The sequence below is a fragment of the Nitrobacter sp. MLSD-S21 genome (assembly GCF_058809865.1).
In genome coordinates, this window is record NZ_JBXASZ010000010.1 from 65,190 (window position 1) to 91,408 (window position 26,219).

The window sequence follows — 26,219 nt, forward strand, 5'->3', positions numbered from 1 at the left end:
TCAACTGGCGGTTTAGCAGCGTTGACCTTTCGTTTTCGACTATATCGTTCCTGTTCTGTCTGTGGAACCTTTGTTCACCGCTTACGCGCGGAATGCCTGTTTATCAGGTCGCTCCCACGGACCAGAAAACTGACCATGCCGGCAGGCGTGCCGGCAACTCACCACCCCAAATCGGTCGCCCCGGCATCGGCGACGTGTCATCAGTCACGTTATGATCCGAAATATTGGCGCGAAGGTGCAACTGTGCGCCGTTGCCCAGCGACCAGCGTGCGATCAGCAGACGGTCGTTCTGGCAAAGCTCAGCGGAAGCGAACATTGCGTTGCCAAGATGCGGCATGAGTTCATTCCGGCGGACCTGCAATAGCCGCTTGACGAGTGCATGACGCGGTAGGTGCTGGCCTGGGTCGGGCCAAGCAAGAATCGCCGCTTCGAATGTGGACAGCGCCAGGGGATCCGGCACGTCATTACCGAACATTTCGTAGGCGCTGGCGAATTCCCTCCGCCGGCCTGCTCGTACCGCATCGGCGAGATCGCCCTTAAAATCGCAGAAAAAAGGGAAGGGCGTGGTTGCTCCCCATTCCTCGCCCATGAACATCAGTGGCGGCATCGGCGCTAGCAATGTGATCGCTAGCGCCGCCTCGATAGCACGCGCGTCAGCGGACCATTCGAGTCGATCGCCCAGCGCGCGGTTGCCGATCTGATCGTGGTTCTGAAGGAAGTTCACGAAAGCGGCCGGGGGCAGTTCGCCGATCAATTCTCCGCGAGCTCGCCCGCCGCGATGAGCAGAGGCCTCGCCCTGGTAGGCAAAACCCGTCCGGAGTGTTCGCGCGAGAAGATGGCGTGGATGGATGGCATAATCTTCATAATAGCCGTGGGTTTCCTGAGTGAGAATGACGTGCCACACATGATGGTAGTCGTCATTCCACTGTGCGCGATACTTCCCGTTCGGCACACCTGAAGAAGGATCGAGCAGACCCGCGCGGTTATCGTCGTTCTCCAGCACGAGGTGGATATGGCGTCCATCTTGCCGCGCCAGAATCCCGACAGCGCGGCTGATATCGTTCAAGATTGACGGCTCGCCTGGCTCGGGGATGGCATGCACCGCATCGAGGCGAAGACCGTCAAATCGATAGTTGCCTAGCCAGTGCAATGCATTGTCGACGGCGAACGCGCGAACCTCGGGAACGCGATAATCAATTGCCGCTCCCCAGGGAGTCTTTACATCACAAAAAAAATGCGGTGCGTAGCGCCCCAGATAATTTCCCTCCGGCCCGAAGTGATTGTAGACGACATCGAGAAAGACCATCAGGCCACGCAGATGAGCCTGATCGATCAGTTCTCTCAGATCGTCCGGCGTGCCGTAAACATGATCAGGCGCATACCACATCGCGCCGTCGTAACCCCAATTTCGCGATCCAGCGAAGTCGGCGAGCGGCATCAACTCGAGGGCGGTGATTCCAGTTGACGCCAGATGGTCGAGCTTGTCGATCATGGCACGATAGGTGCCCTCAGGCGTAAAGGTACCGACATGGCATTCTAGGATGACCGTTTCATGCCATGGCCGCCCACGCCAATCGATTGCCTTCCAACGGAAACGGCGGTGGTCGATAAGTTCGCTCCGACCGGACACATCATCGCGTTGATAGGATGTCCGGTACGTCTAGCTCATCATCGATCCGGTAGTGATAACGCGTACCGGCGCTTGCTGCGGCCACTTCCGCGACGAACCAGCCGCTACTGTCTTTTTCCATCATATGTGCGGTATCGGTAACGATGGCCACTTTGCCGGCTGCCGGCGCCCACAGCCGGAACGTTGCGCCGTCTGGCGTGAGAGTAGAGCCGAAGCGGCCGACGCTCATGGCTGGCCTGCGAACGCGATGACACTGCGAGGCGGTGCCTGCATGGTCGCGTTAGGGTGGTGCGAGGCGACGTCGATGTCGTCGTTCGTGGTATGAAGCACGATCGACCACGTCTTGTACTCTTCCAGGTTCGGAATTTTAAACTCGATCGGCTCCGGCGCCGCGTTGAGGACGATGTAAAGCGCCTGCTGGTGTGGCTCCGTGGGTCCGAGCACGTAGGAAAGAAACCTTCCTTCGGGGAAACTCCAGTCAGCCTCGGTCATTTCGTTGCCTTCCGGCGTGAGCCACAGCACGCCGTAGGAACTGTCTATCCTTTTCCCTGTCACCCATTGTCTTGACCTGATCTGGGCAAAGCGCCTTCGGATTGCGGTAAGGCGTCCGATGAGGTCGGTCAGGTCGTTGTCCTTGTCGCCAAGATTGCTCCAATCGATCCAGCCGATCTCGTTGTCCTGGCAATAAGCGTTGTTGTTTCCACTCTGGCTGTTGCCGACCTCGTCGCCCGCAAGAAGAATCGGCAACCCTTGGGCTAGCAGCAGGCACGCGAGCTGGTTCTTGCGAAGCTGACGGCGGAGCGTCAGGATTACAGGATCGTCAGTCGGCCCTTCGTGTCCACAATTGTTGCTGAGATTATCATTGGAGCCATCGCGATTGTCCTCGCCGTTGGCTTCGTTGTGCTTCTCGTTATAGGAAAACAGATCCGCCATGGTGAAGCCGTCATGGACGGTGACGTGATTGATGCCGGCGCGCGGTGCGCGGTCGTCATGATTGAAAAGGTCGGATGATCCTGTCATGCGGCCGCTGACATCGCCGATCAGATTTCCTTCGCCGGCCCAGTAACGGCGCATTGTGCTGCGATACCGGTCGTTCCATTCCGACCATTGCGAAGGAAAGCCGCCGACCTGATAACCGCCGGGGCCGACATCCCACGGTTCCGCGACCAGCTTAACGTTAGCGAGAACGGGATCCTGCCGGATTGCATTGAAAAAAGCGCTGTTGCGGTCGAAACCGTGAGGGCCTCGCGCCAGTGTGCTTGCGAGATCAAAGCGGAAGCCGTCGATGTGACAGACTTCGACCCAATAGCGCAGCGAATCCATAACCATCTGGAGCACGCGCGGATGGGTCAGATTTAGCGAATTGCCGGTTCCTGTGAAGTCGTCATAGTAGCGGGGATTGTCCGGCATCAGCCAGTAGTAGGAGGCGTTATCGATGCCGCGGAATGACAGAGTCGGGCCAAGGTGATTTCCTTCGGCGGTATGATTATAGACGACGTCGAGCATGATCTCGAAGCCTGCGTCATGAAGACGGGCCACGGACATGCGGAATTCGTCCAGCGCTGCGTCCTTCGCGTAACGCTGCTCCGGCGTGAAGAACGAGATGGAGTTGTATCCCCAGTAGTTGCTTAGCTTGCGCTCGACAAGGTGGCGATCGTCGACGAAGCCATGAATCGGCAGAAGTTCGATCGTGGTGACGCCCAGGCGTCGAAGGTGATCGATCATGGCCGGCGCAGCCAGCGCACCGTACGTGCCCCGGAGTTCTGGAGGAATATCCCGGCGCGTCTTGGTCAAGCCCTTGACGTGAGCTTCGTAGATGATCGTGTCTTCCCAAGCGACACTGGGCCGCGGCTCACGCCTTCCCCAGTTGAAGGTCTCGTCGATGACGGTGGCTTTAGGCATGGCGCGAGCGTTGTCGCGTCTGTCGAAGGATAAATCCTCACGCGGACTTCCGGCGCGGTAGGCGAAATGTGCATCGCTCCAGACCAGTCGCCCGCTGATCTTCCTCGCATAAGGATCGAGCAGCAGCTTGTGAGCATTAAACCGATGGCCACGCTGAGGATCGTAGGGGCCATAGACGCGGTAGCCATAGAGCTGCCCGGGCGCGACATCGTTCAGATAGCCGTGCCAGACGTTTTCGGTGTGCTCGGGCAGGGCGATACGCTCGATCTCTCTGCGGCCCTTACTGTCGAACAAGCAAAGCTCGACCTTTTCTGCGTGAGCGGAAAAAAGTGCGAAATTCGTTCCGCGGCCGTCCCAAGTCGAGCCGAGGCGGACATGTGTACCTTCTGAAATTCTCGTCATGCAGTTTCCGGAACCAGAAAAATCACCCCAAGAGGCGGCAACGTCAGCCTGAGCTCGGGAATGATTTCCCCTGATGTCTCGACCACGCCATCATTTCCGACGTTGGTCCCACCATAATGAGTGGAGTCGGTGTTAAGCGCTTCGCGCCACCGCCCGGTGAAGGGGACGCGCACGCGATAATCGCAATGGACCGTCGGTGTAAGATTCGCGACTATGAGACAGCGGGCCCGCCCGCTCTCACCCTTTCGCATCCATGCGAAGACGCTGTGATCTGCATCGTCGGCTACAATCCATTCGAAGCCGGCTGGATCGCAATCGAGTTCGTGCAACGCCGACACATCGCGATAGAGCGCGTTGAGATCCCGAACAACAGCCTGGACCCCTTGGTGACGAGCTTGATCGAGAAGATGCCAGTCGAGCGAGTGATCGTGGTTCCATTCGTGCTCCTGGCCGAACTCAGCCCCCATGAACATCAATTTCTTGCCGGGGTGGCCGAACATGAAGGCATAATAGGCGCGCAAGTTTGCGAACCGCTGCCAGTCGTCGCCCGGCATGCGGCCAAGGATGGAACGCTTACCGTGCACCACCTCGTCGTGCGACAGCGGCAGAATGAAATTTTCCGAGAACGCATAGTGTAGTCCAAACAAAATTTGATCATGGTGGTGCTTGCGGTGAATGGGGTCCTTGCCGAAATAGCTTAACGTGTCATGCATCCAGCCCATGTTCCATTTGTAACCGAACCCTAAACCGCCGAACTCGGTCGGTCGCGAGACCTGTGGCCAAGCCGTCGATTCTTCAGCCACGGTTGTAGCGTTCGGAAATCTGCCAAATACTTCCCTGTTGAACCGGCGCATAAATTCGATGGCTTCCAGATTCTCCCGGCCGCCGTGCTTGTTCGGAATCCATCCGCCTTCGGGGCGGCTGTAATCGAGATAGAGCATCGACGCGACAGCATCGACGCGAAGACCATCCACGCCATAGCGTTCAAGCCAGAACAGTGCGTTAGCGACGAGAAAATTGACAACTTCGGTGCGGCCGTAGTTGTAGATGAGGGTATCCCAATCGAGGTGGCGGCCCTGCAATGGGTTGGCGTGTTCGTACAGAGCCGTTCCGTCGAAACGGCCGAGCCCGTGCGGATCGTCAGGAAAATGGCCTGGCACCCAATCCAGCAAAAGACCGAGTCCTTCGCGATGGCAGGCTTCGACCAGATATGCAAAATCGGCGGGCGTGCCGAAGCGGCTGGTCGGGGCGTAGAGGCCGGTTGGCTGGTAGCCCCATGAACCGTCGAACGGATGCTCGTTCACCGGCATCAGCTCGATATGCGTAAATCCGAGGCCGCGTGCATAGCGCGGCAGGGTCTCGGCAAGCTCACGATAGGATAGCCAGCGATTGCCGTCGCCACGGCGCCATGATCCAAGATGAACTTCATAAATCGAGATAGGTGCGTTACGTGCATTGATCGTGGTGGCCGTCGGTGTCGGGCGGGGCAAGGCTGTTTCGTCGAATACGATCGACGCCGTGTTCGGACGGACCTCGGCAGCGAACGCCATCGGATCGGATTTCAGCGGGAGCAGAAAGCCATCTTGAGTCGTAATCGCGAATTTGTAGCGATCACCCACCTGCGCACCGGGGATGAACAGTTCCCAATATCCGTTACCCCGCACACGCATCGGGTGTCGGCGTTGATCCCAGCAGTTGAAATCGCCGACGACGGCCACGGCCCGAGCGTTCGGCGCCAGCACGACGAATCCCGTTCCGTCCACCCCCTCCATCGTTATGGGATGAGCGCCAAGCTTGTCGTACAGCCTCTGGTGCGTTCCTTCTCCGAGCAAATAAAGGTCGAAATCATTTAGGATGGGCGCAAAGCGATAAGGGTCCTCAAGCTCAACCATGTCGGCACCATACCGAGCGCGGAGACGGTAGTGCTCCGCCCCGTCCGGTAAATTTCCAAGGAAAAGTCCGGCGTCATGAATCCGCGTCAGAGGGACCTCTTCGCCGGTCTCATCGACCAGGCGTACTTCGGATGCCTCGGGTAGATAAACGCGAACCACGTTGCGATCTGTCTCGCGATGACAGCCGAGATAGTGAAAGGGGTCCGAATGTCGCCCTTCAACGATGGCGCGTGCTTCGGATGACAATTCGGTCATGCCCGATCTCGCTTCCTGTTGCGCAGCACCCGTAGTGCGCCATCCAGCGCGACCCGCAGCCAATCTGGGCGATGCGCCAGCTCGTAGTCGATCTCATAAAGCGCCTTCTCGAGCAGGAAGAATCGCAGCATCCCGCCTTTATCGTCCAGCTCCTCCGGCCATAATCGCGAATCGGACATCGCTTCTTGATAAGCGGCCATAAAGGTCTGCGTCGCCTCGTCACGCCATGCCGACAAGGCCTCCGTCAGTCGTCCATCGTCGTCCGCTCCGGTTTTTAGAACGCGCTCTTGCGCCGAGGTCACGGAATAATCGATGGATCTGATCAGCCCGGCGACATCACGAGCTGCCGGCGCCTTCATCCGCCGCTCGGAAAGGCTTCGTCGCGGTTCGCCTTCGAAGTCGATGATAAAGACGTCGTCGCGAACGACGAGAACCTGCCCTAGATGAAAGTCGCCGTGATGCCGGATATTGTGCATTTGAATCGATGACGGCAGCAACTCGGTGAGCAAGCCATGCAAATCTGGGCGGAGACTCTGGATTTCGTCGACAAGAATCCGATCCGCTTCCGAAAGTTTAGCTTGAGCGAGTCGATCAAACGTTTGCTCCGAACGTGCCATCAGCCGATCGATAAAATGTGCGATATCCGAAGCGGTCACAGGCTCAGGACTGAAATTCTCGATATCGTCGCGGCTGGCCAGTGCCACGTGCATTTCCGCGACGCGCTTACCGATTTGCATCATGTAACGCTGATAGGCCGCTTTTTCTTCAAGCGCTGGAGCTGAGTCGTTCGCCCCGACGAGCCGCTGTTCGTCGACGAAACGATCCAGTGCGGCGCTGCTGACGGTCCATGCGTCGCCCTGGTTACCGACAAAGGCATGAACGATAGCTATGGCGGCCTGCACGTCAGGTCCCGTCAACTCCACGCTGCCAAGCAGAGCGGGCGTATTGGTAAATCCAGCAACGTCCGTCAGGAAGCGTCCCACTTCCACTTCGGGATTGATGCCATTCTCGAGCGTTCGGTAGAGTTTGACCACAAATTTTTGATCGACCAGCGCGGTGCTGTTCGACTGTTCTGTCTGAACTGCTCGCACGTTCTCAATGGGCTCCTCCGCAATCGAAGCCAGCCGCTCCGTAGGAATGTAAGCAAGCCTCAAGTGACCTTCCTCAAAGGTTGCACAGTGGCGCAGATCGTCGATGATGCCCGCGATCAGATCACCTTCATAGGCGGCGTCGATCAGCGTTCCTTCGCGCGAGCCCTGCCGCACGGCGGCGAGGTTTTTAGCGTCATAGTTTCGGCGGTCCAGTCGATCCCACCGGATTCGGATCGGTATCGCGTATCGCCCTGATTGTCCGCGATGGGCGGCGTCGAAGATCACGAGCCACGGCCTGGATTCCTGGTCCTTCGTAAGTGGTATCGCCGCCGGCACGCGCGCAGTGATGGCGCCAGCGGATCGCTCCGGAAACCAGCGCGCGCGGGCGAGATGGGATGGCAGCACATCACGCTCGAAGATCGAGCGTGTCCGTGCCAGCGACATCCAGGTTGCACCCAGCGGTACGACCAGCGTTTCGTAATCAGGTACGGTCGCGGTCGCAACGTTCGGGGACGGCGGTTTTTCATTCAGCCGAAACCAATAGAATCCATAAGGCGCGAGCGTAATTAGGTACGGCAACTCGCCGATATCGGGAAAGGTCGTTCGTCCCAGCATTTCAAGCGGTGAACGACCTTTCCAGTGGGACAGATCGAGTTCGGAGGCTTGCGCTGATCGCGACAGGTTGGCGACGCAGAGCACGACCTCATCGTTGTATTGTCTCACATAAGCGAGAACGCTCCGGTTCGAAGAGCGCGCAAATGACATCGTTCCCCGGCCGAAAGCGTGGCTGGATTTGCGTACCGAGATCAGCTTCTTCATCCAGCTCAGTAACGAAGAAAGGCTTCGCGACTGGGCCTCTACATTGACAGACTCATAGCCGTAGACGGCATCCATGACAGGAGGAGCATAGAGCCGCGCAGGATCGCATCGAGAAAATCCACCGTTGCGATCCGGAGTCCATTGCATCGGGGTGCGAACGCCGTTGCGGTCGCCGAGATAGATGTTGTCGCCCATCCCGATTTCGTCGCCGTAGTAAATGATCGGCGTTCCCGGAAGCGACATCAACAACGAATTCATCAGCTCAATTTTGCGCCGGTCGTTATCCATCAAGGGCGCAAGGCGGCGGCGAATACCGAGATTGATGCGCGCGCGAGGATCTGCGGCATAGGTCGACCAGAGATAATCACGCTCGATATCGGTCACCATCTCAAGCGTCAGTTCGTCATGATTTCGTAGGAACATCGCCCACTGACAACTGTCGGGAATGTCGGGCGTCTGCCGCAGAATGTCAGTGATCGGAAAGCGATCCTCCTGAGCTATCGCCATGTAGATGCGCGGCATCAAAGGGAAGTGATAGGCCATATGGCACTCATCGCCATCCCCGAAATAGAACTGAACATCTTCCGGCCATTGATTGGCTTCGGCAAGAAGAACCTTTCCTTTGGCGTAGGCATCAAGCTCGGCGCGAATATGTTTGATCACCGCATGCGTTTCAGGGAGATTTTCGTTGTTGGTGCCCTCACGCTCGCAGAGATACGGAATGGCATCCAGCCGAAACCCGTCGACGCCCGTGTCGAGCCATCGCTTCATCACCTGGATGACAGATCGGACGACCCGCGGGTTGTCGAAATTGAGATCCGGTTGATGACTGAAGAAGCGATGCCAATAGTAGGCGTTGGCTTCGGCGTCCCAGGCCCAATTCGACTTTTCCGTGTCTGTGAATATGATCCTGGTGCCCTGATATTTTTTGTCGGTATTGCTCCAGACATACCAGTTGCGCGCGCTCGATCCTGGTGGACTGCGCTGGGCTCGCTTAAACCATCTGTGCTGATCGGATGTATGATTGATAACGAGTTCGGTAATAACGCGTAAGCCACGCCGCTTTGCTTCCGAGATGAACCGGCGGAATTCCTTCATGGTGCCGAAATCGGGATTGACCGAGCCGTAATCGGCAATGTCGTATCCGTCGTCGCGCCCTGGCGATGGATAAAACGGCAGTAACCACAGAGCGGTAACGCCGAGCTCCTGAAGGTAATCAAGCTTGTTGGTCAGACCTACGAAGTCGCCGATGCCGTCGTTGTTGTTGTCGGCGAATGCCTTGACGTGAAGTTGATAGATAATAGCGTCCTTATACCAGAGATCGTCGGTCTGGACGTATCTGTCGGCATCTATCTGCGACATTTCGTTCATAACGGACCTCACGCCAGACATTGAAACAAGAGCGCGGGATCGCGTAATGGATCAAGTCTCAATCGTACCCCGCCCCACTCAATGGCGTGACGCTCGCAGGTCATGAGGTTTTCGATTGCGACGGGAGGCTTTGATCCATTCACGGTCTCCATCCGGATCGACTCAAGCGGAAGCCAGAGTTCACGGCTCTCGCGCGAAAGCGCGATGGCCCCGACGATCGTGTTGGAGCCATCGTCGGATTGCTTGGTGAAGGCGATGATCTGATCGTTGTCGACAGGGAGAAACCTCAGATTACGAGTTTGCAAAAGCGCCGGATTGGTGCGCCGCGCCCGATTGAGCGCTGCGATGTAAGATTTGATATTTCCGGGTGCATCCCAGTTGCGAACCTTGATCTCGTACTTCTCCGAGTTGAGATATTCTTCGCGCCCCGGAATGGCCTCGTGCTCCAGAATCTCGAAGCCGTTGTAGATTCCGTAGGTACTCGACAGCGCAGCTGCCAGGGCAACCCGAGACTTGAACATCCACGGCTCGCCACTTTGCAGATGGTAAGGCAGAATGTCTGGCGTGCTGACGAAAAAGTTGGGCCGGTAATAGTCGCGCTCAGGATATCCCGTCAGTTCGTTGAGATAGGATTCAATCTCTCCTTTCTGGGTTCGCCAGGTAAAGTAGGTATACGATTGTGTGAAGCCGAGCTTGGCGAGACCCTTCATGACCTTGGGTCGGGTGAACGCTTCGGCAAGGAAGATGACGCCGGGATCCTTGGTCTGGACCTCACGGATTAGCCATTCCCAGAAATTGAACGGCTTGGTGTGCGGATTGTCGATTCGAAAGATGCGCACGCCCTGATTGATCCAGAACAAGATCACATCGCGAAGCGCGTTCCACAGTGACCCTGCGTCCTCGCAACCGAAATCTGGATTGACAATATCTTCATATTTTTTGGGTGGATTTTCCGCATAACGCATCGAGCCGTCCGGAAGCCGCTTGAACCAGTCGGAATGCTGGGTGAGCCAGGGATGATCGGGCGAACATTGCACGGCGATGTCGAGCGCGATCTCCATGCCATGAGTCTTGCAGGCTGCTATCAACTCCCGGAAGTCGTCGAAAGTACCGAGATCGGGGTGAATGGCATCGTGCCCACCTTCCTTGGAGCCGATGGCGTAGGGGCTGCCAGGATCGTCGTCGGCGGCCGTCAGCGCATTGTTGCGCCCCTTCCGATTAGTTCTGCCGATGGGATGAATTGGCGTGAAGTAAAGGACGTCAAATCCCATGGCCGCGATATCGGGCAGCCGAGCAATACAATCCCGGAACGTGCCGTGCTGGCCGGGGACGGCACTCTGGCTGCGTGGCACCATCTCGTACCACGCTCCCGCGACGGCAAGGGTGCGGTCGACCGTCAGCGGGTAAGACCGGGAGCGTGTGAGATCGGACCGGACACAACCTTCGGCCATGGCGCTCGTCAATTCCGGCACGAGCAGGCTGGCGGGGTCACCCTTGTGAAGAAAGTCTTCGCATTGACGGAGGATGATCGCGGTCGCGTCCTTGTCGCCATACTGCGCGCGCGTCAGCAGCGCGGCGCCTTCGAGTGCGTCGAGGGTGATGTCCTGACCGGCCTTCTGCTTGAGTTCGAAATTACGCTTCCAGGTGGCGAATTCGTCGGTCCAGGCCTCTATGGCATAAACGTAACGTCCTGGTTCGGCCGGTGCGAGGATTCCAAACCAGCGATCATTGTCTTGCAGGGTCATAACCGACCTTTGCCAGTCGCGATCCTGCTCATGCCGCCATATCAACTGTGCGACGATGACGTCATGCCCGCTTCGGAAGATGTCGGCCCAGACATCGATCCTATCGCCAGCGAGGCGCTTAACGGGAAAGCGTCCGGCGTCGATGCAGGGATAAACGTCTTCAATATGAAATGTGCCGACGGTTGCGCCTCTTTCGTCTGCACGCAACGGCATGCTTTTTTGCGTCGATACGGACATCACGCGCCAGTTAACCTGCTGATGAATAATGAAAGACTCGAAAGCTAACCCCAGGGCAGCCGCAAAGTTCCCGATGGAACTGCCCTTTTGTTCCCGAGTTTGTTCCCTCTGTGAGGGCCGGTACGGGGATGGATATCTATTCAAAAGCGCGCGATTTGGGCATCAATCTGGACTTTGTCGACGGACTAGGCCGCCGTCATCTCCTGGAAAATGATCGATTGCGCGCCTTTATTGAGAGTTTGCCATCGCCCCCGCGCCATCGCTTCTTGAAACAGCCCGTGGTCATCGTCGCCGACAAGGCTAAGTCTCGCATTCCTGTCGAAGCCGAGGCTAACGGCATCGCCTGGCGACTCGTGCAACGTGATGCGGTGCTCGCTCAAGGATACATCGCTTCGGCAACGATCGATATCCGGCGTTCAATAGCGGTCGGTACTTATCGATTGGAACTCGAAAGTGGCAATGGCACCATCATCGATTCAGTTCCCTTGCTGGTCACGCCTGAAAAAGCCTTTCAAGGCTCGTTCGAGCGCGTCTGGGTCCTGTCTGTTCAACTGTACGCGCTGTCATCGTCGCGCAACTGGGGAATTGGTGATTTCACCGATCTTGCATCGCTGATCGAACTGTCCTCGGATTGGGGATGCCAGGGCATCGGCCTCAATCCACTTCACGCCCTGTTCGATGACCGCCCTCTTGAATGCAGCCCCTATGCGCCAAACAGCCGGCTGTTTCTTAATCCGCTTTATATCGATCCCGAGCGGATGCCGAATTTTTCGAGCGCGTGGCTGAGGCAGCATCGTGAACAACTCGATCGGGTCCGGGAAGGCAAACTGGTCGATTATGCGGCGGTTGCGAAACTGAAATACGCCGCATTCCGGCAGGCTTTTTCGGAGTTTCAGCATGATCAGGCCGCGCAAGCCGCATTCGAAATCTTCAGGAAGGAGAGAGGCGAGCTGTTGAAACGCTACGCCTGCTTCGAAGTGTTGCGGCGGAAATTCGGTCCGTCGCCTTGGTGGCTGTGGCCGGAAGAGTGGCGCCACCCGACTGATGCCGGAATTCAAGCCATATGCAGCGGCCTACAGCGCGAGGAGGTGAAGTTCGTCGAGTTCGTGCAATGGTGCGCGGCGGCTCAGCTACAGTCATGCGCCGATCTCGCTGCTAAACGCGGAATGGCGGTCGGGCTTTATCTGGATGTCGCCGTCGGTGTTCAGGCCGGCGGGTTCGACGCCTGGAATGAGCAGAATGCCATCTCGCGCGCGCTTTCGGTTGGAGCGCCGCCAGATCAACTCAACACGTCGGGGCAGGATTGGGGATTGGCGGGATTCCATGCCGCTGGCCTCGAGGCGAGCGACTTTGCACCGTTTCGGGAGATGCTGCGCGCTTCGATGCGTTTCGCGGGAGCCATACGGCTGGATCATGTGCTCGGTCTCAGCCGGCTTTACTTGATACCGGCCGGAGCATCGCCTCTACAGGGAGCATATGTGGAGATGCCGTTGCAGGCGATGCTCGGCGTTATCGCGCAAGAGAGCGTCGGCCAGCGTTGTATCGTCATCGGCGAGGATCTTGGAACGGTACTGGAGGGTTTTCGCGACAGTCTTGCGGCATGGGGTGTGTGGTCTTACAAGGTGATGATGTTCGAACGCGGCAACGATGGTGCTTTTATTGAGTCGTCGGAATATGCCGCGAATGCGCTTGTCACCTTCACGACGCATGATCTTGCGTCCTTCGCCGGCTGGCAATCGCATTCCGATCTCAGGGTGAAGCGGGAGCTTGGGATCGATCCCGGCGAAACCGACGCGGAGCGGACGAATGCGCGCCACGCGTTCGAATGGAAGCTCGGTGAAGAACATATCGCAGCGAAGAATTTTCTTGGGGCCGTTGAATTTCTCGCGCGCACGCCGTCTCGCATTCTCGCGATCGCGCTCGACGATCTGATCGGATTGACGGATCAGCCGAATATTCCAGGTACGGTGAATGAGCACCCCAACTGGCGAAGACGAATTCCAGTCAAGTTGGAAGATCTGGACCAACACATCGACCTCGGCGCGCTCCGACACGCGCTCCGTGATCGCTGAAACAGCGTTTGGGATAATCCAGATGCTCAATATGCTAAGCGGCTACGACGCATCACCTAAAGAATGGACCGTCAGGAACGGGCTTATAGCCCTAACGACAAGGACGCAGTCAGAGCGGCTCAGGGATAGCCGCGCAGCATCAACCGGTCCGCGCGAACTTCCCAACTCTCGAGTCGATTGAGGAAGCTCATCCCTAAAAGGTTGGCTTTCATCTGGCCGCGCGGCACGACGAGCGCAGGCACGGATCGCTCGACAAGTTTCCCAACTGCGAGCCTGTCGAGCGTCAGGCGAGCGGCGCGCGCTCGCCCGCCGGCGGTCTCGACATCGACATCGTAGTTCAGCAATTCCAGCGGTAATCCGGCAGCCTTCGCCGTTTCGTAGGTGAGGACGACGGACGTTGCGCCGGTGTCAATGATCATTGGCGTCTTCACGCCGTTGATCTTTGCGTGAAGTGTAAAATCGCCGTTCTCTGTCCGAGGAATCTGGACGCTCCGTGGGGGGCTCGCGGCGGCCTTGTGCAGCATCGTCGAGACCAATTTTCCCGCAGCCGATATTCGTGCGGGATCCCCATAGGCAACCACCGCTCCGGCGGTTGCCACCAGCATTCCGATCACGAGCAGGATGCGGATCACAACGCACCTGCCGCGTTTTCGGCCAGACCTGGAGTGCGAGTCGCCATCATGCTCTAAGACCTGTTCCAGCGTTCATGATCGGCGTGTTCCGCAGGCGGCGTCTTTCGTCGGCTATGTGATCGTCCGCTTGCCCAGGTTGAAGCCGCGGACTTTCCTCCGCCATGGGCGCCAGAGCAGACATCACGCGTTCCGGCGGAAAGGTAACGATGACCTCCGTGCCAACGCGAAGCTTGGATTTCAGCGTGAACGTACCGCCGTGCATGTCGATCAGGCTCTTAGCGATCGGCAAACCAAGACCCGCGCCTTGTTCTGCGGATTTGATCGAATTCGATCCCTGTCCGAACGAGGCAAGCACAATCGGGATTTCGTCTTCCGCGATCCCGGAGCCGTTGTCCTTGACACTGAGGTATTGCCCGCCTGAAGCAGTCCATCCGACCTTCAGCAATATCTCTCCGCCTTGTGGCGTGAACTTGATTGAATTCGACAACAGATTGAGCACGATCTGGCGCGTGGCGCGCTCGTCACCCCAGATGCGAGGCATATCTTGTTCGAACACGTCATAAATTGTGATGCCGCGGTTCGAGGCCCGTAACTTCAGCAGATGGTGACATTCGGTCACGACATGGACCAGAGATACGGCCTCTTCGTTGAGTTCATAACGGCCGGCCTCGATCCGCGATAGATCAAGAATCTCATTGATCAAATTCAGGAGGTGAACGCCGGAGTTATGAATGTCGGCCGAATAGGTCTTGTAAACTGCAACCGCGTGCTCGCCGAAAATTTCACTCTTCATGACCTCGGAAAATCCGAGAATGGCATTCAAGGGCGTCCGCAATTCGTGACTCATTTGAGCCAGAAACCGTGATTTTGCGACGTTGGCCGATTCCGCGCGATGCCGCGCTTCGTCCGAAATAGCCTTCGCCTGCTCAAGTTCGCCGATTAGGGCGTCCTTCTCCGCCCGCGCTTCGAGCGTCGCCAGCGTCGTGGAATGCAAACGATGCGCGAGCAGGGCGAAGAAGCCCTCCGCAGTCAGCGCCAGAATGGCAAGGATGTAGTTGTTGAAGCTGCCGGCAGTCGCGAACTTCAGCGCGATTGCCGAGGTTACGGGGGCGGTTGCGGCAAGGGCGGCAATCGGCAGACTGGCCGAGAGCATACTCGATACCGCCACGACCAGCAGCATCAGAAACATCATCAGGGTATTTGTGACCTGATCCGAGCCGGCAGGATGCACTAGAATCGTCGTCCAACACAGGCCGTATAGGAGATCGAGCAAAATGAAACGCGCGCGCCATTTGCGTGTGCTATTGGCCGATGATGGTGTCTTGAGATAATTCTTGCAGTTGTAGATGATGACTGCGTGGAGGCAGAGCATTCCGAACGTCCACGCCGCGGCGGCGGTGGGCGCTATCCAGAAGCCGAAGAGCACGCCAGTTGCAACCAAGAGCAGCATCACGACAAACGATGCCGACAGTCGTGTTTGCGCATATTGCCGGAGCAGTTCGTGATCGAACGCCGGCCGTGTTCCGCTGGTTGAAGTCAGGCGGTCGCGCGCTTCGCGGACGCGCTGCGTGGTGGCGCGGCGATGACGTGCGGACGGTACAATCGCGGGAGCGACCGGAAGCTGGACGACTTCAGGTTTATCGGCGGGAGTACTCATCAACCAGACACAAATCCTGTACGCGGCCGCGCGAGTCGTTACTGATCCATTTCTCGCGCCAAATCCTTAAAGGCGGCCTTAAAAAGCAGGATAATCCGGTTAACGGGACGTTAATTGCTTTCGACGGCGATCGACCGGGGCAGGGGGAGCGTCGTGAATCGGACAGCCGTTAACGTTCGAGTCGCGCCAGAAGGCTGGACGTGTCCCAGCGGCGGCCGCCCATCTTTTCGACTTCCGAGTAAAAGGCGTCCACAAGGCTTGTGACTGGCAGGCTTGCGCCGTTGCGACGGGCCTCGGAGATGCAGATTGAAAGGTCCTTGCGCATCCATTCGACGGCGAAGCCGAAATCGAACCTGCCTTCATTCATCGTCTTGGAACGGTTCTCCATCTGCCAGGATTGCGCGGCGCCCTTCGAAATCACGTCGACAACTGCATTGACGTCAAGTCCTGCCTTTTTGGCGAAGTGGATACCTTCCGATAATCCCTCCACGAGGCCGGCAATGCAGATCTGATTGACCATCTTGGTCAATTGACCGGCACCCGCTGGGCCGAGCCGTTTGCACATCCTGGCATAGGCCGCGATGATCGGTTCGGCGCGAGTATAAGCGTCCTCTTCTCCGCCGCACATCACGGTAAGAAAGCCGTTTTCGGCGCCGGCCTGGCCCCCGGAGACCGGGGCGTCCACAAAGCCAAAACCGCGCCTGGTTGCTTCGGTATCAAGCTCGCGTGCGACCTGAGCGGAGGCCGTCGTATGATCGACGAAGATTGATCCTGGCTTCATTCCCGCAAAGGCACCGCCTGCGCCGATTGTGATCGCACGCAGGTCGTCGTCGTTGCCGACGCACGCCATTACGAAATCCTGACCTCCGGCGGCCGCTTCCGGCGTCGCTGCGGTTTTCCCGCCAAATTTTTCGGCCCATGCCTTGGCTTTGGCCGGCGTTCGATTGAACACGGTCACCTCGTGGCCGCCCTTTGCGACGAGATGTCCTGCCATGGGGAACCCCATGACGCCGAGACCGAGAAATGCGACTTTAGCCATGACCGAGCCTTGTTCAAATCCTGAGGTTTCACTGAAAGAGTGATGAGCGCGTTGCGATGAACGAGTTGCGAAATCTCGCCATCATCAGCATAGCTCTTGAGATCGCAGCGGCAAAGGTCGGAAAGCCTGAAGGAGTCCGGAGGCGACGGGTATTGTGACGAACGAATTTCCAACGCGATTCAAAACGCGTTAGAGTGGAATGGGACAATCATTTTCCGGGCCGGACAAGGGAGCGCGCGCATGAGCGTTGGGATGCTCGATCATTTCAATATCCGGACCCGCAAACTTGCCGAGACGGTACGGTTTTACGAGGAGATTCTCGGTCTGACGAACGGGGATCGACCAGATTTCGCGTTTCCGGGCGCGTGGCTCTACAGCGAGGGCAAGCCTGTGGTTCACCTCGTCGACATTGCGCCGACCTCCGAACCCCAAAAGCCGGATTCCGGTGTTGTCCATCATATCGCCTTCGCAAGCCGCGATTTCGGGGGCATGAAACAGCGCCTTCAGTCGAAAGGGTTCACGTTCAGGTCTCGCGAAGTCCCCGGCGGAGCCATCTGGCAGATTTTCGTCAGCGACCCGAACGGCGTGTTGATCGAACTCAACTATGACGCTGTGGCTGAACGGGTCTGACTTTTCCGGCCTTGACGGGGTGAGGCGGGCTGCGGCCGTTCGTTCGGCCAAGGTTTGCTTTCTCGATTAGCCAAGATACAGGCGTTGACCCGGCTGCGGCGGGTAGCCATGTAGACCCTGTTTTCGAAGCAGAGAGCGCCTACTCAGGAGAGACGACTTGAATGTAACACCACAGCAAGTTCTCGACCGGCTGGCCGGTGTGCTCTCTCCCGGTGGCGTGGCGCTGACCGTCGCCGATGTGCTGTCGGAGATCGCTGTCAACGGCGACAAGGTATTTTTCTCTATCAACGTCGAGGCGCCGGAAATCAAGGTCTGGGAGGAGGTTCGCGCCAACGCCGAAGCGGCCGTGCGCGCGATTCCGGGAGTGTCGGTCGCGATGGTGGCTTTGACAGCTGAACGCAAGCCGGACAGCACGACGCCAAGTTTATCGTCGCGGTCGGAGCAAGGGATTCCGCACGTGTCGACACGTCGGTCAACACAAAATTCGGCATCAGCTTCACCGATGGCGCGACAGGCGGATATTCCCGGAGTCGCCGCCATTATTGCCGTTGCTTCCGGCAAGGGCGGTGTCGGCAAGTCGACCACCGCGCTTAATCTCGCGCTGGGCCTACGGGATCTCGGTTTGCGTGTCGGTCTGCTCGATGCCGATATCTACGGGCCATCAATTCCAAGATTGACCGGTATTCGTGAAAAGCCGCAATTGACAGACGACAAGAAGATAGTGCCCATCGGGCGGTTTGGCCTTGCCATCATGTCGGTCGGCTTTCTGATCGAGGAAGAAAGTGCGATGATCTGGCGCGGCCCGATGGTGGCCTCGGCGATCAGGCAAATGCTGCGCGATGTGGCTTGGGGCCAACTCGACGTTCTGGTCGTGGACATGCCGCCCGGAACCGGCGATGCTCAGCTGACGCTGGCTCAGAACGTGCCGCTCAAGGGCGCCGTCATCATTTCGACACCGCAGGATTTGTCACTGATCGACGCACGGCGCGGACTTGCCATGTTCAGAAAAGTCAACGTGCCGGTTTTCGGCATTATCGAAAACATGAGTTTCTTTCAGTGTCCACATTGCGGGGGGCGAAGCGATATCTTTGGCCATGGGGGCGCGCGACACGAGGCGGAACGGCTGGGAGTACCGTTCCTTGGCGAAATCCCGCTTCATATGTCGATTCGCGAGACTTCCGATTCCGGTTATCCGGTAGTCGAGAGCCAGCCTGAGGGTCCCCATGCGGCGATCTATCGTGCCATCGCCGAAACTATTCGTGACCGGCTCCACGACGCGGTCGCCGTAGCCCGGTGATCCGATTCTAAGATTTGCATTTCCGTCACGGCGGGAGGCTTGCAAATTTCAGAATCAAAGTACCACTAGCTACAGTTTCAAGTTTCGAGTTTGAGATTCGCTTGCGGGGTTCGCTGCAACGCGATCAGCGAGGCTCAAATTCGTGTCTTCGCTGGAATCTCAAGAACTATCGTCAAAGGGATATCTAATGAAACGTCGTGATTTTTTGAAAGGTTCGGCCGCGGGTGCCGCTGTCTCGGCCGTTGCCTCACCGGCGATTGCGCAATCGGCGCCTGAGATCAAGTGGCGTATGACGTCGAGCTTCCCCAAATCGCTCGACACGATCTATGGCACTGCCGAGGTCTTTACCAAGCAAGTTGCGGAAATGACCGACAACAAATTCCAGATCCAGGTTTTCCCGGCCGAGGAGGTCGCTCCTGGATTGCAGGCGCTCGATGCGACGGCCAACAAGACGGTCGAGATGAGTCACACCGTTTCGTATTATTATGTCGGAAAGGATCCCACCTTCGCGGTTTTCGCGTCGGTCCCGTTCGGGCTCAATGGGCGCCAGCAGAATTCCTGGCTGGTTCAGGGCGGCGGCAATGAGCTTGCAAATGAATTCTTCAAGAAGTTCGGCGTCATCGGGTTTCCTTGCGGCAACACCGGTACGCAGATGGGCGGTTGGTTCCGCAAGGAGATCAAGACCGTGGCTGATTTGTCTGGCCTGAAGATGCGGATCGGTGGCATTGCCGGTCAGGTGTTGCAGAAGGTCGGTGTGGTACCGCAGCAGCTTGCCGGGGGTAACGTTTATCCCTCGCTTGAGAAGGGTGCGATCGACGCGGCCGAATGGGTTGGCCCCTACGATGATGAAAAGCTGGGTTTTCAGAAAGTCGCCAAATATTATTACTATCCGGGTTTCTGGGAAGGCGGACCGACAATCCATGCGTTCTGCAATCTCGAGAAGTGGAACACGTTACCAAAGACCTATCAGGCGATATTGATGAACGCGGCGGCGACGGCCAACACCTGGATGGCTACTCGCTATGACATGCAAAATCCGGCCGCCCTTAAGCGGCTCGTTGCAGGTGGTGCCCAACTTCGGCCGTTCAGTAATGATGTTCTCGACGCCTGCCTGAAAGCCACGAACGAATTGTGGGACGAGATTTCAGCGAACAACCCGGACTTCAAGAAGGCGATCGACGCGATGCAAGCTTATCGATCGGACCAGTATTTGTGGTGGCAGGTGGCCGAGTATACCTATGACACCTTCATGATCCGATCGCGGACGCGCGGCTGATCACATTCCAACATCGATCGTTGTTTCGCGTCCTATTTCGCGCGAAGGCGAGGTGTCCTTTGTCCGATATCCAGGCTCGCTTGTAATCGCTTGAGCGAGTGGAGTTCGCTACAACGCTTTCGAGCGAAGTGGATACCGGTTCGCGTGAAGAGAACGCGTCAAAACAACAATTCAGAGCTTCGCTTCTGATTTCATCAGAAGCGATAAGACTCTAGGAACGAATCCTGAAGTTGCATCTATTGTCGGTTTGTTGGTGCTGGACCCAAATCGAGCGGCGCTACATCGATAATCGGAACCTCGATCTCGATCTTGATCTTGTTGAGATCGACGGCTGTCGCTTTGCCAAGCAGACTTGTCACGCTCGCGGGGACCGCGATCACAAGAACGACCATGATGATTTGCAATCCAATCCAGGGCACCGCGCCCCAGTAGATGTCGGAGCTCTTTACCTCTCGCGGGGCGACGCCGCGCAGGTAGAACAGCGCAAAACCGAATGGCGGGTGAAGGAACGAGGTCTGCATATTGACGCAGATCATAACGCCGAACCAGATCAAGGCCGCATCCGCACCGACGATGGGAGCGAGAAGTTTCTGGGCCACCGGAGCGATCATTGGCAGGATGATGAAGGCGATCTCGAAGAAATCGAGGAAGAACGCCAGGAAGAAGATGAAGACGTTGATGAAGATGAGAAAGCCCCATACGCCGCCTGGCAGCGATGTCAGCAGGTGTTCCAGCCACTCGCCGCCGGATACCCCGAGAAACACCACCGAGAAACATGTCGAGCCGATCAAAATGAACGTCACCATGGTGGTGAGGCGCATCGTCGATTGATAACCCTGTTTGATGAGGTCACGCAGTCCCGGGATACGGACGGCTTCCAGACAAATCCACACGACTGCGAGATAGGTAACAGCGAACGCGATCTTGAAGACCAATCCCTCGGCCAAGAAAATTCCGACGAGCGTTCCGATGCCTCCGGTGGTCGCGCCGATGATCAGGAGTTTTCGGCCGGTACTGCTGAAATCTTTGTGGTGAATGGTCGCCAGCACGATAGCGCCGACAGCGCCCATCGCACCTGCTTCCGTCGGAGTCGCAAGGCCCAACATCATGGTGCCGAGCACGACGAAGATTAGGACGGCGGAGGGAATGATGCCCATCAGGCACTTGCGCCAAAGCGGCCAGCCGGCGAGCGTGCGGGATTCCTGTGGCACCGGGGGGACGTGATCGGGCTTGAAGAGGCCAAGCAGGAAAGTGTAGCCGGCGAACAGCATGATCTGAAACAGCGAAGGCCCCCACGCGCCGAGATACATGTCGCCGACCGATTTTCCGAGTTGATCGGCCAGGACGATCAGCACCAGGGAAGGCGGAACGAGTTGAGTGATGGTGCCGGATGCTGCCAGCACGCCCGTGATGTAGCGAATGTTGTAACCATACCGCATCATCACGGGCATCGAGATGAGCGCCATGGCGATCACCTGAGCAGCGACCGTGCCGGTGATGGCGCCAAGGATGAACCCGACAAGTATGACCGAATAGCCAAGGCCACCGCGGATTGGTCCAAACAGTTGGCCCATCGAGTCGAGCATGTCCTCCGCGAGGCCGCAGCGCTCAAGCACCGATCCCATGAACGTAAAAAAAGGAATCGCGAGCAGCAACTCGTTAGACAGCACGCTCCCGAACACGCGCCCTGGTATGGCCTGAAGGAAATTCAGATCGAAGAAGCCAAGATGGATCGCAAGGAATCCGAACGAGAGCCCCACAGCAGCCAATGTGAAGGCGACCGGAAAGCCGATCAACATCGCCAGAACCAGGCCGCCGAACATCATCGGCGGCATCATTTCCAGCGTGATCATTGAGTCGGTCTCTCGTACGTCGCATCGATCGTGACAACGCCGAGTAGCGCCGCGACCCGCTTAATCACTTCCGAGACACCTTGAAGCGCGAGCATGATGAATCCGAGGGGGACGACGAGCTTGATCGGCCAGCGGACGAGACCACCGGCATTTCCTGACATTTCGCCGATCGCATAAGACTGCATGAAGAAAGGCCATGACAGGTAGCTGAGCAACAGGCAGGCCGGAATGAGAAGAAAAAGGGTTCCGATGAGATCAAGCCAGAGCTTGCCGCGCTCGGACAGGAACAGATAGAAGATCTCGACGCGGACGTGTTCGTTGCGTTTGAAGGTATAAGATGCACCGAACATTACGAGGATGGCGAACATGTACCACTGCAATTCGAGCCAGCTGTTCGAGCTGTAGTCGAAGGCATATCGGATCATCGCATTCCCGGCACTCACCAGCACGGCAAGCAGCACAAGGATATTGCATACGTACCCAACCTTTTCATTGAGCCGGTCGATAGCCGTGCTAAGCGCCAGTAACGGACGCATCAATTTCCTCCCGGTGGCCGCCGAGCGCGATCACTGAAGCCAGACTTAAGACCCCCAGTATCTCCGAAGCCGCAACACCGGTTGTTTGTGCCAGATTGTGGAATACGGTGGCCTGTCGGATGCTGGCTATGAAGGGCGTCGCACCATTCCAATGCTACGTTGCCACAGTCAACCGGGCCGTTGATGGTTTTGGGGTGTGGCGGACCGCTGAGCGGTTATAGCGTTTTCGAGCGAAGTGGATACCGGCTCGCGTGAAGAAAACGCGTTAGATGAGAGTCATGGAGCAGCTTCTGATTTCGTCAGAAGCGGAAGGCTCCAGGAAATCACGACTTGGATAGAAGCCTTTGAGAATGTCATTGCGGGCATGGGGTTTCGGATCAAGCCCCACGCATAATGGATCACCGATACCGTCAAGGCAGGTCCGCCAACCTTCGCTTCGGGATGCGGCCAGACGGGCGAATGTCTAAATCGCTACCCGCCGGTTACGCTCATGTGACGGCTTACACTCGGACGGTTGTGACGGTCGATAATAAAATCGTGGCCTTTCGGCTTGAGGCCGATGGCGCGATCGATCGTCTCGTACAGCAGATCGTCGGTGGGTGATGCGCGGAGCGGCCGGCGCAGATCGGAGGCGTCTTCGTGTCCGAGGCAGGTATGCAGGGTGCCGGTGCAGGTGATACGGACGCGGTTGCAGGATTCGCAGAAATTGTGGGTCATCGGCGTGATGAAGCCAAGTTTGCCGCCGGTCTCACTGACTCGAACGTAGCGGGCGGGACCGCCTGTACTGTCATCGAGGTCCGTGAGGGTGTATTGACCTTCGAGCCGAGCGCGCAGCATGGATAGCGGCAGGTACTGATCGGCGCGGGATGCGCCGATATCGCCCATCGGCATGACTTCGATGAGAGTCAGTGCCATATCTCGACTGTGCGCCCATTCCATCAGGGATGGAATTTCGTCCTCGTTCAGGTGTTTGAGCGCAACCGCATTGATCTTGACCGCGAGGCCCGCGGCTTGTGCAGCGTCAATGCCTGCCATGACTTTCTGGATGTCGCCCCAGCGCGTGATCTCACGAAATCTGGCAGGGTCAAGCGTATCGAGCGACACGTTGATCCGTCGCACGCCGCAATCCTTAAGCTCGTTCGCGAAACGGGCCAATTGCGATCCGTTTGTCGTGAGCGTCAGCTCCTTCAGCGCCCCTGTCCCGAGATGGCGAGACAAGGAGCGGATCAGCGACATCACGTTGCGGCGAACCAGCGGCTCCCCACCTGTCAGCCGCAGCTTGCGCACGCCCTTGGCGATGAAAGCCGAACACAGACGATCAAGCTCCTCCAGCGTGAGCAGATCCGCCTTGGGCAAAAAAGTCATATCCTCGGACATGCAATAAAAGCAGCGAAGGTCGCAGCGATCCGTGACCGACACGCGCAAATAGCTGATGTTTCGGCCGAACGGGTCGACCATTTTCCGGGAGCCCGAAGTCTCGGCGGGGGCAGAACAACCGGTCATTTCATTTGCCTTGTTGCAACGGCGTATGAGGTATTTGTTTCTTTTCTAATGTAGGCGTGTTCTGGCCGGGGCACAATGTACCGGCTCTGCTGCGGTGCGCAAGAAATCCATTGAGATTAACGCACCGGAGCAGGCCGAGACGGCGCGTGATCCCTCGAGGCGGCGAACCGTCCCACCATCGCCGGCTGGACCGTGTGGCGGGAAGATCGCCCGCTACGGCCTCGGTCGCGATAATATCTCAAGATCCGCTCGACTGGACCGATCGATCAGCCGGTTACGTTCAGAGTTGCAGCTTGCAGTGCGGCGACTGCGTCCGGCAGCTCCCTCATGTGGCTGATAACACGGTCGGGTTTGAGTTCTGCGACCGGGACTTCGGTATAGCCGAATGTGACCCCGATAACGGGGATTCCAGCCCGGCGCGCCACCCCTATGTCGGGACCTGCGTCACCAACCATAATGGTGGTTTGGGGGTTGCCCCCCGCCTGCGCGATGGTTTGCCGCAAGATCGCGGGATCTGGTTTGGACACGCCGAAGGTGTCACCGCCACAGATTGCAGAAAACCGCGAACTCAACCCCAGTTGGTCAAGCAGCAGCTTGGCAAGCGCTTCCAGCTTGTTGGTGCAGACGGCGAAACAATGTCCTCGCGCCGACAACTCGTCGAGCGCCTCGATAAGTCCCTCAAACGGACGCGATGCGTCGGCGATATGCGCCGTATAGTAGTCGATGAAGTCGCCCATCATCCGCGTGACCTCATCGGGTGTCGCCGCGCGATCCTCATGCTCAAGGCCACGTTCGATCATGCGGCGAACCCCTGCGCCAATCATCGAGCGGGCTGTCGGCAACGACACCGTGCGCAGGCCCTCGCGGTCCAGGACGAAGTTGAGCGCGGCGGCGAGATCGGGCGCGGTATCAACCAGCGTCCCGTCGAGGTCGAACACGACCATGGGAGGAGGGGAAGATGTCATGATGGTGGATCGGTATCCGCCTCCCGTCGGACATGCAAGGGTGAAGTGCGGCTGGCCTCGGCTCTCGGAAGGCTACGAAAAACACCCGACGCCCTGTTCCTTCCGGCCAAACGCCGCTAGTAACCATCCTGGAAATGCCTCGCAGCCAGGGCGAGGCCGCGCAAGATCGAGGTCCTCATGACGTTGGATGCATTGAAAAGACAGGCTGCGGCGCGTGCCCTTGAATATGTCGAGGACGGCATGAGACTGGGTCTCGGAACGGGATCTACCGCCAAGCACTTTGTCGAGCTTTTGGGCGAGCGCGTGCGCGACGGGTTGAAAGTTGTGGGCGTGCCGACATCAGAGGTCACGCGAGCCGACGCGGAGCGGTGCGGCATTCCCTTGACCACCCTGGACGACCTCGACAGGCTCGATCTGACGGTTGATGGCGCCGACGAAATCGACCCCGATCTAAATCTGGTCAAGGGTGGCGGCGGGGCGCTTCTGCGCGAGAAAATCGTGGCTGCAGCGTCGGACCGCATGATCGTAATCGCGGATGAGACAAAGTGGGTGGCGCGGCTGGGCCGCTTTCCCCTGCCGATCGAAGTCATTCCGTTCGGGCTCGCCGCAACGCGACGTGCGATTACGGAGGTGTTTGCAAAAGCCGGCGTTTCGGGTGAACTGGTCATCAGAAAGGGACCGGATGGTCATGCTTTCGTCACTGATGGCGGCCACTGGATTTTTGATGCCCATCTTGGGCAAATACCCGATGCATCCTATCTGGCCGGACTGTTGAATCCGATACCTGGCGTCGTCGAACATGGCCTTTTCATTGGCCTGGCAGGCGTGGCGATGCTGGCGGGCGCGCAGGGAATTCGCATTGTCGAGCGGCGATAGCGCCGCAATAAGGAGAATTGAGATGAGGTGTCTTTCAAAGTTTCTGCCAGCAGCTTGTCTTGCCGTGGCGCTGGCGTTCCCAGCCCTTGCACAAGCTCAGCAAGCCAGCCAGCCGACGGCCGCCGCCGTCGCTTCGGCCAAGGAACTTCTGACGCTGAAGCACGCGGGGGCGATATACGCAAATGCCATTCCGGGCATGGTCGAGCGGACCAAGACCACGCTGCTTCAAGCCAACCTGAACTATCAGAAGGATCTCAACGAGGTTGCCCTGATCGTTGCAAAGTCGCTGGCGGGCCGTGAGAAGGAGATCGGCGACGGCATGGCAAAGATTTATGCCAGTCATTTCACGGAGCAGGAGTTGAAGGACCTTGTCACGTTCTACAAGTCTGCGCTGGGGCAAAAGCTGATCACAGAGGAGCCCAAGGCGATCGAAGCGAGCATGAAGTACATGAACGAATGGGCGCAGCAGTTCGCCGATGTCGTCAATGGCGAATTTCGTGCGGAAATGCGCAAGCGCGGCAAGGAAATCTGAGTTCGGC

17 protein-coding genes and 1 pseudogene are annotated in these 26,219 nt (G+C 57.8%); 6 read left to right on the forward strand and 12 right to left on the reverse strand.

Features of this window, described 5'->3' with window-relative positions:
- Positions 1-103: 103 nt before the first annotated feature.
- The 5 genes and pseudogenes from treZ to AC1RT6_RS19725 form a co-directional block, all read right to left on the reverse strand.
- Positions 104-1,859: pseudogene (gene treZ / locus AC1RT6_RS19705) on the reverse strand (malto-oligosyltrehalose trehalohydrolase).
- Positions 1,856-3,934, reverse strand: a complete 2,079-nt coding sequence (gene glgX, locus AC1RT6_RS19710; RefSeq protein ID WP_079446251.1) for a glycogen debranching protein GlgX — start codon at positions 3,932-3,934, stop codon at positions 1,856-1,858. Before glgX ends, treZ begins: the two are co-directional and overlap by 4 nt.
- Positions 3,931-6,081, reverse strand: coding sequence for a 1,4-alpha-glucan branching protein GlgB (gene glgB, locus AC1RT6_RS19715; RefSeq protein WP_079446252.1), 2,151 nt, complete (start codon positions 6,079-6,081; stop codon positions 3,931-3,933). Before glgB ends, glgX begins: the two co-directional genes overlap by 4 nt.
- Positions 6,078-9,362: a maltose alpha-D-glucosyltransferase gene (gene treS, locus AC1RT6_RS19720; RefSeq protein ID WP_079446253.1), complete on the reverse strand. Its 3,285-nt coding sequence runs from the start codon at positions 9,360-9,362 to the stop codon at positions 6,078-6,080. The genes glgB and treS overlap by 4 nt, the downstream gene beginning before the upstream one ends.
- Before the next feature lie 8 nt (positions 9,363-9,370).
- Positions 9,371-11,344: an alpha-1,4-glucan--maltose-1-phosphate maltosyltransferase gene (locus AC1RT6_RS19725; protein WP_079446254.1), complete on the reverse strand. Its 1,974-nt coding sequence runs from the start codon at positions 11,342-11,344 to the stop codon at positions 9,371-9,373.
- 128 nt (positions 11,345-11,472) lie between these two features.
- Here AC1RT6_RS19725 and malQ point away from each other — a divergent pair, with 128 nt between their 5' ends.
- Positions 11,473-13,416 (forward strand): 4-alpha-glucanotransferase, encoded by a 1,944-nt coding sequence (gene malQ / locus AC1RT6_RS19730; protein WP_079446255.1) that lies wholly within the window; start codon positions 11,473-11,475, stop codon positions 13,414-13,416.
- Positions 13,417-13,535: 119 nt separating this feature from the next.
- Here the strand turns inward: malQ and AC1RT6_RS19735 are convergent, their stop codons facing one another.
- The 3 genes from AC1RT6_RS19735 to AC1RT6_RS19745 form a co-directional block, all read right to left on the reverse strand.
- On the reverse strand, positions 13,536-14,048 hold the full coding sequence (locus tag AC1RT6_RS19735; protein ID WP_079446256.1) for a TIGR02281 family clan AA aspartic protease: 513 nt from the start codon (positions 14,046-14,048) through the stop codon (positions 13,536-13,538).
- Between the two features lie 46 nt (positions 14,049-14,094).
- Positions 14,095-15,705, reverse strand: a complete 1,611-nt coding sequence (locus AC1RT6_RS19740) for a sensor histidine kinase (RefSeq protein ID WP_079446257.1) — start codon at positions 15,703-15,705, stop codon at positions 14,095-14,097.
- A 169-nt stretch (positions 15,706-15,874) separates the two neighbouring features.
- Complete coding sequence (locus AC1RT6_RS19745) at positions 15,875-16,744, reverse strand: NAD(P)-dependent oxidoreductase (protein ID WP_472789399.1); 870 nt, start codon at positions 16,742-16,744, stop codon at positions 15,875-15,877.
- Between the two features lie 240 nt (positions 16,745-16,984).
- Here AC1RT6_RS19745 and AC1RT6_RS19750 point away from each other — a divergent pair, with 240 nt between their 5' ends.
- The 3 genes from AC1RT6_RS19750 (at position 16,985) to AC1RT6_RS19760 (ending at position 19,947) form a co-directional block, all read left to right on the forward strand.
- A complete protein-coding gene (locus tag AC1RT6_RS19750; protein ID WP_079446259.1) occupies positions 16,985-17,374 on the forward strand; it encodes a VOC family protein in 390 nt (129 codons plus the stop codon).
- Positions 17,375-17,531: 157 nt separating this feature from the next.
- Entirely contained in the window at positions 17,532-18,671 is a 1,140-nt protein-coding gene (locus tag AC1RT6_RS19755) for an Mrp/NBP35 family ATP-binding protein (RefSeq protein WP_079446260.1), read from the forward strand.
- Positions 18,672-18,858: 187 nt separating this feature from the next.
- Positions 18,859-19,947, forward strand: coding sequence for a TRAP transporter substrate-binding protein (locus AC1RT6_RS19760; protein WP_079446261.1), 1,089 nt, complete (start codon positions 18,859-18,861; stop codon positions 19,945-19,947).
- 236 nt (positions 19,948-20,183) lie between these two features.
- On the opposite strand, the gene AC1RT6_RS19765 is transcribed toward AC1RT6_RS19760, so the two are convergent.
- From AC1RT6_RS19765 to AC1RT6_RS19780, 4 genes are all read right to left on the reverse strand, one after another.
- Positions 20,184-21,800: a TRAP transporter large permease gene (locus AC1RT6_RS19765; RefSeq protein WP_493029618.1), complete on the reverse strand. Its 1,617-nt coding sequence runs from the start codon at positions 21,798-21,800 to the stop codon at positions 20,184-20,186.
- Positions 21,797-22,336 (reverse strand): TRAP transporter small permease subunit, encoded by a 540-nt coding sequence (locus AC1RT6_RS19770; RefSeq protein ID WP_079446263.1) that lies wholly within the window; start codon positions 22,334-22,336, stop codon positions 21,797-21,799. The genes AC1RT6_RS19765 and AC1RT6_RS19770 overlap by 4 nt, the downstream gene beginning before the upstream one ends.
- 471 nt (positions 22,337-22,807) lie before the next feature.
- On the reverse strand, positions 22,808-23,839 hold the full coding sequence (gene moaA / locus AC1RT6_RS19775; protein WP_079446264.1) for a GTP 3',8-cyclase MoaA: 1,032 nt from the start codon (positions 23,837-23,839) through the stop codon (positions 22,808-22,810).
- A 266-nt stretch (positions 23,840-24,105) separates the two neighbouring features.
- On the reverse strand, positions 24,106-24,804 hold the full coding sequence (locus AC1RT6_RS19780) for an HAD-IA family hydrolase (RefSeq protein ID WP_079446265.1): 699 nt from the start codon (positions 24,802-24,804) through the stop codon (positions 24,106-24,108).
- A gap of 177 nt (positions 24,805-24,981) precedes the next feature.
- Between AC1RT6_RS19780 and rpiA the strand changes: the two genes are divergently transcribed.
- Both rpiA and AC1RT6_RS19790 read left to right on the forward strand, forming a co-directional pair.
- A complete protein-coding gene (gene rpiA, locus AC1RT6_RS19785) occupies positions 24,982-25,680 on the forward strand; it encodes a ribose-5-phosphate isomerase RpiA (RefSeq protein ID WP_079446266.1) in 699 nt (232 codons plus the stop codon).
- Positions 25,681-25,702: 22 nt separating this feature from the next.
- A complete protein-coding gene (locus AC1RT6_RS19790; RefSeq protein WP_079446267.1) occupies positions 25,703-26,212 on the forward strand; it encodes a DUF2059 domain-containing protein in 510 nt (169 codons plus the stop codon).
- Positions 26,213-26,219 lie beyond the last annotated feature (7 nt).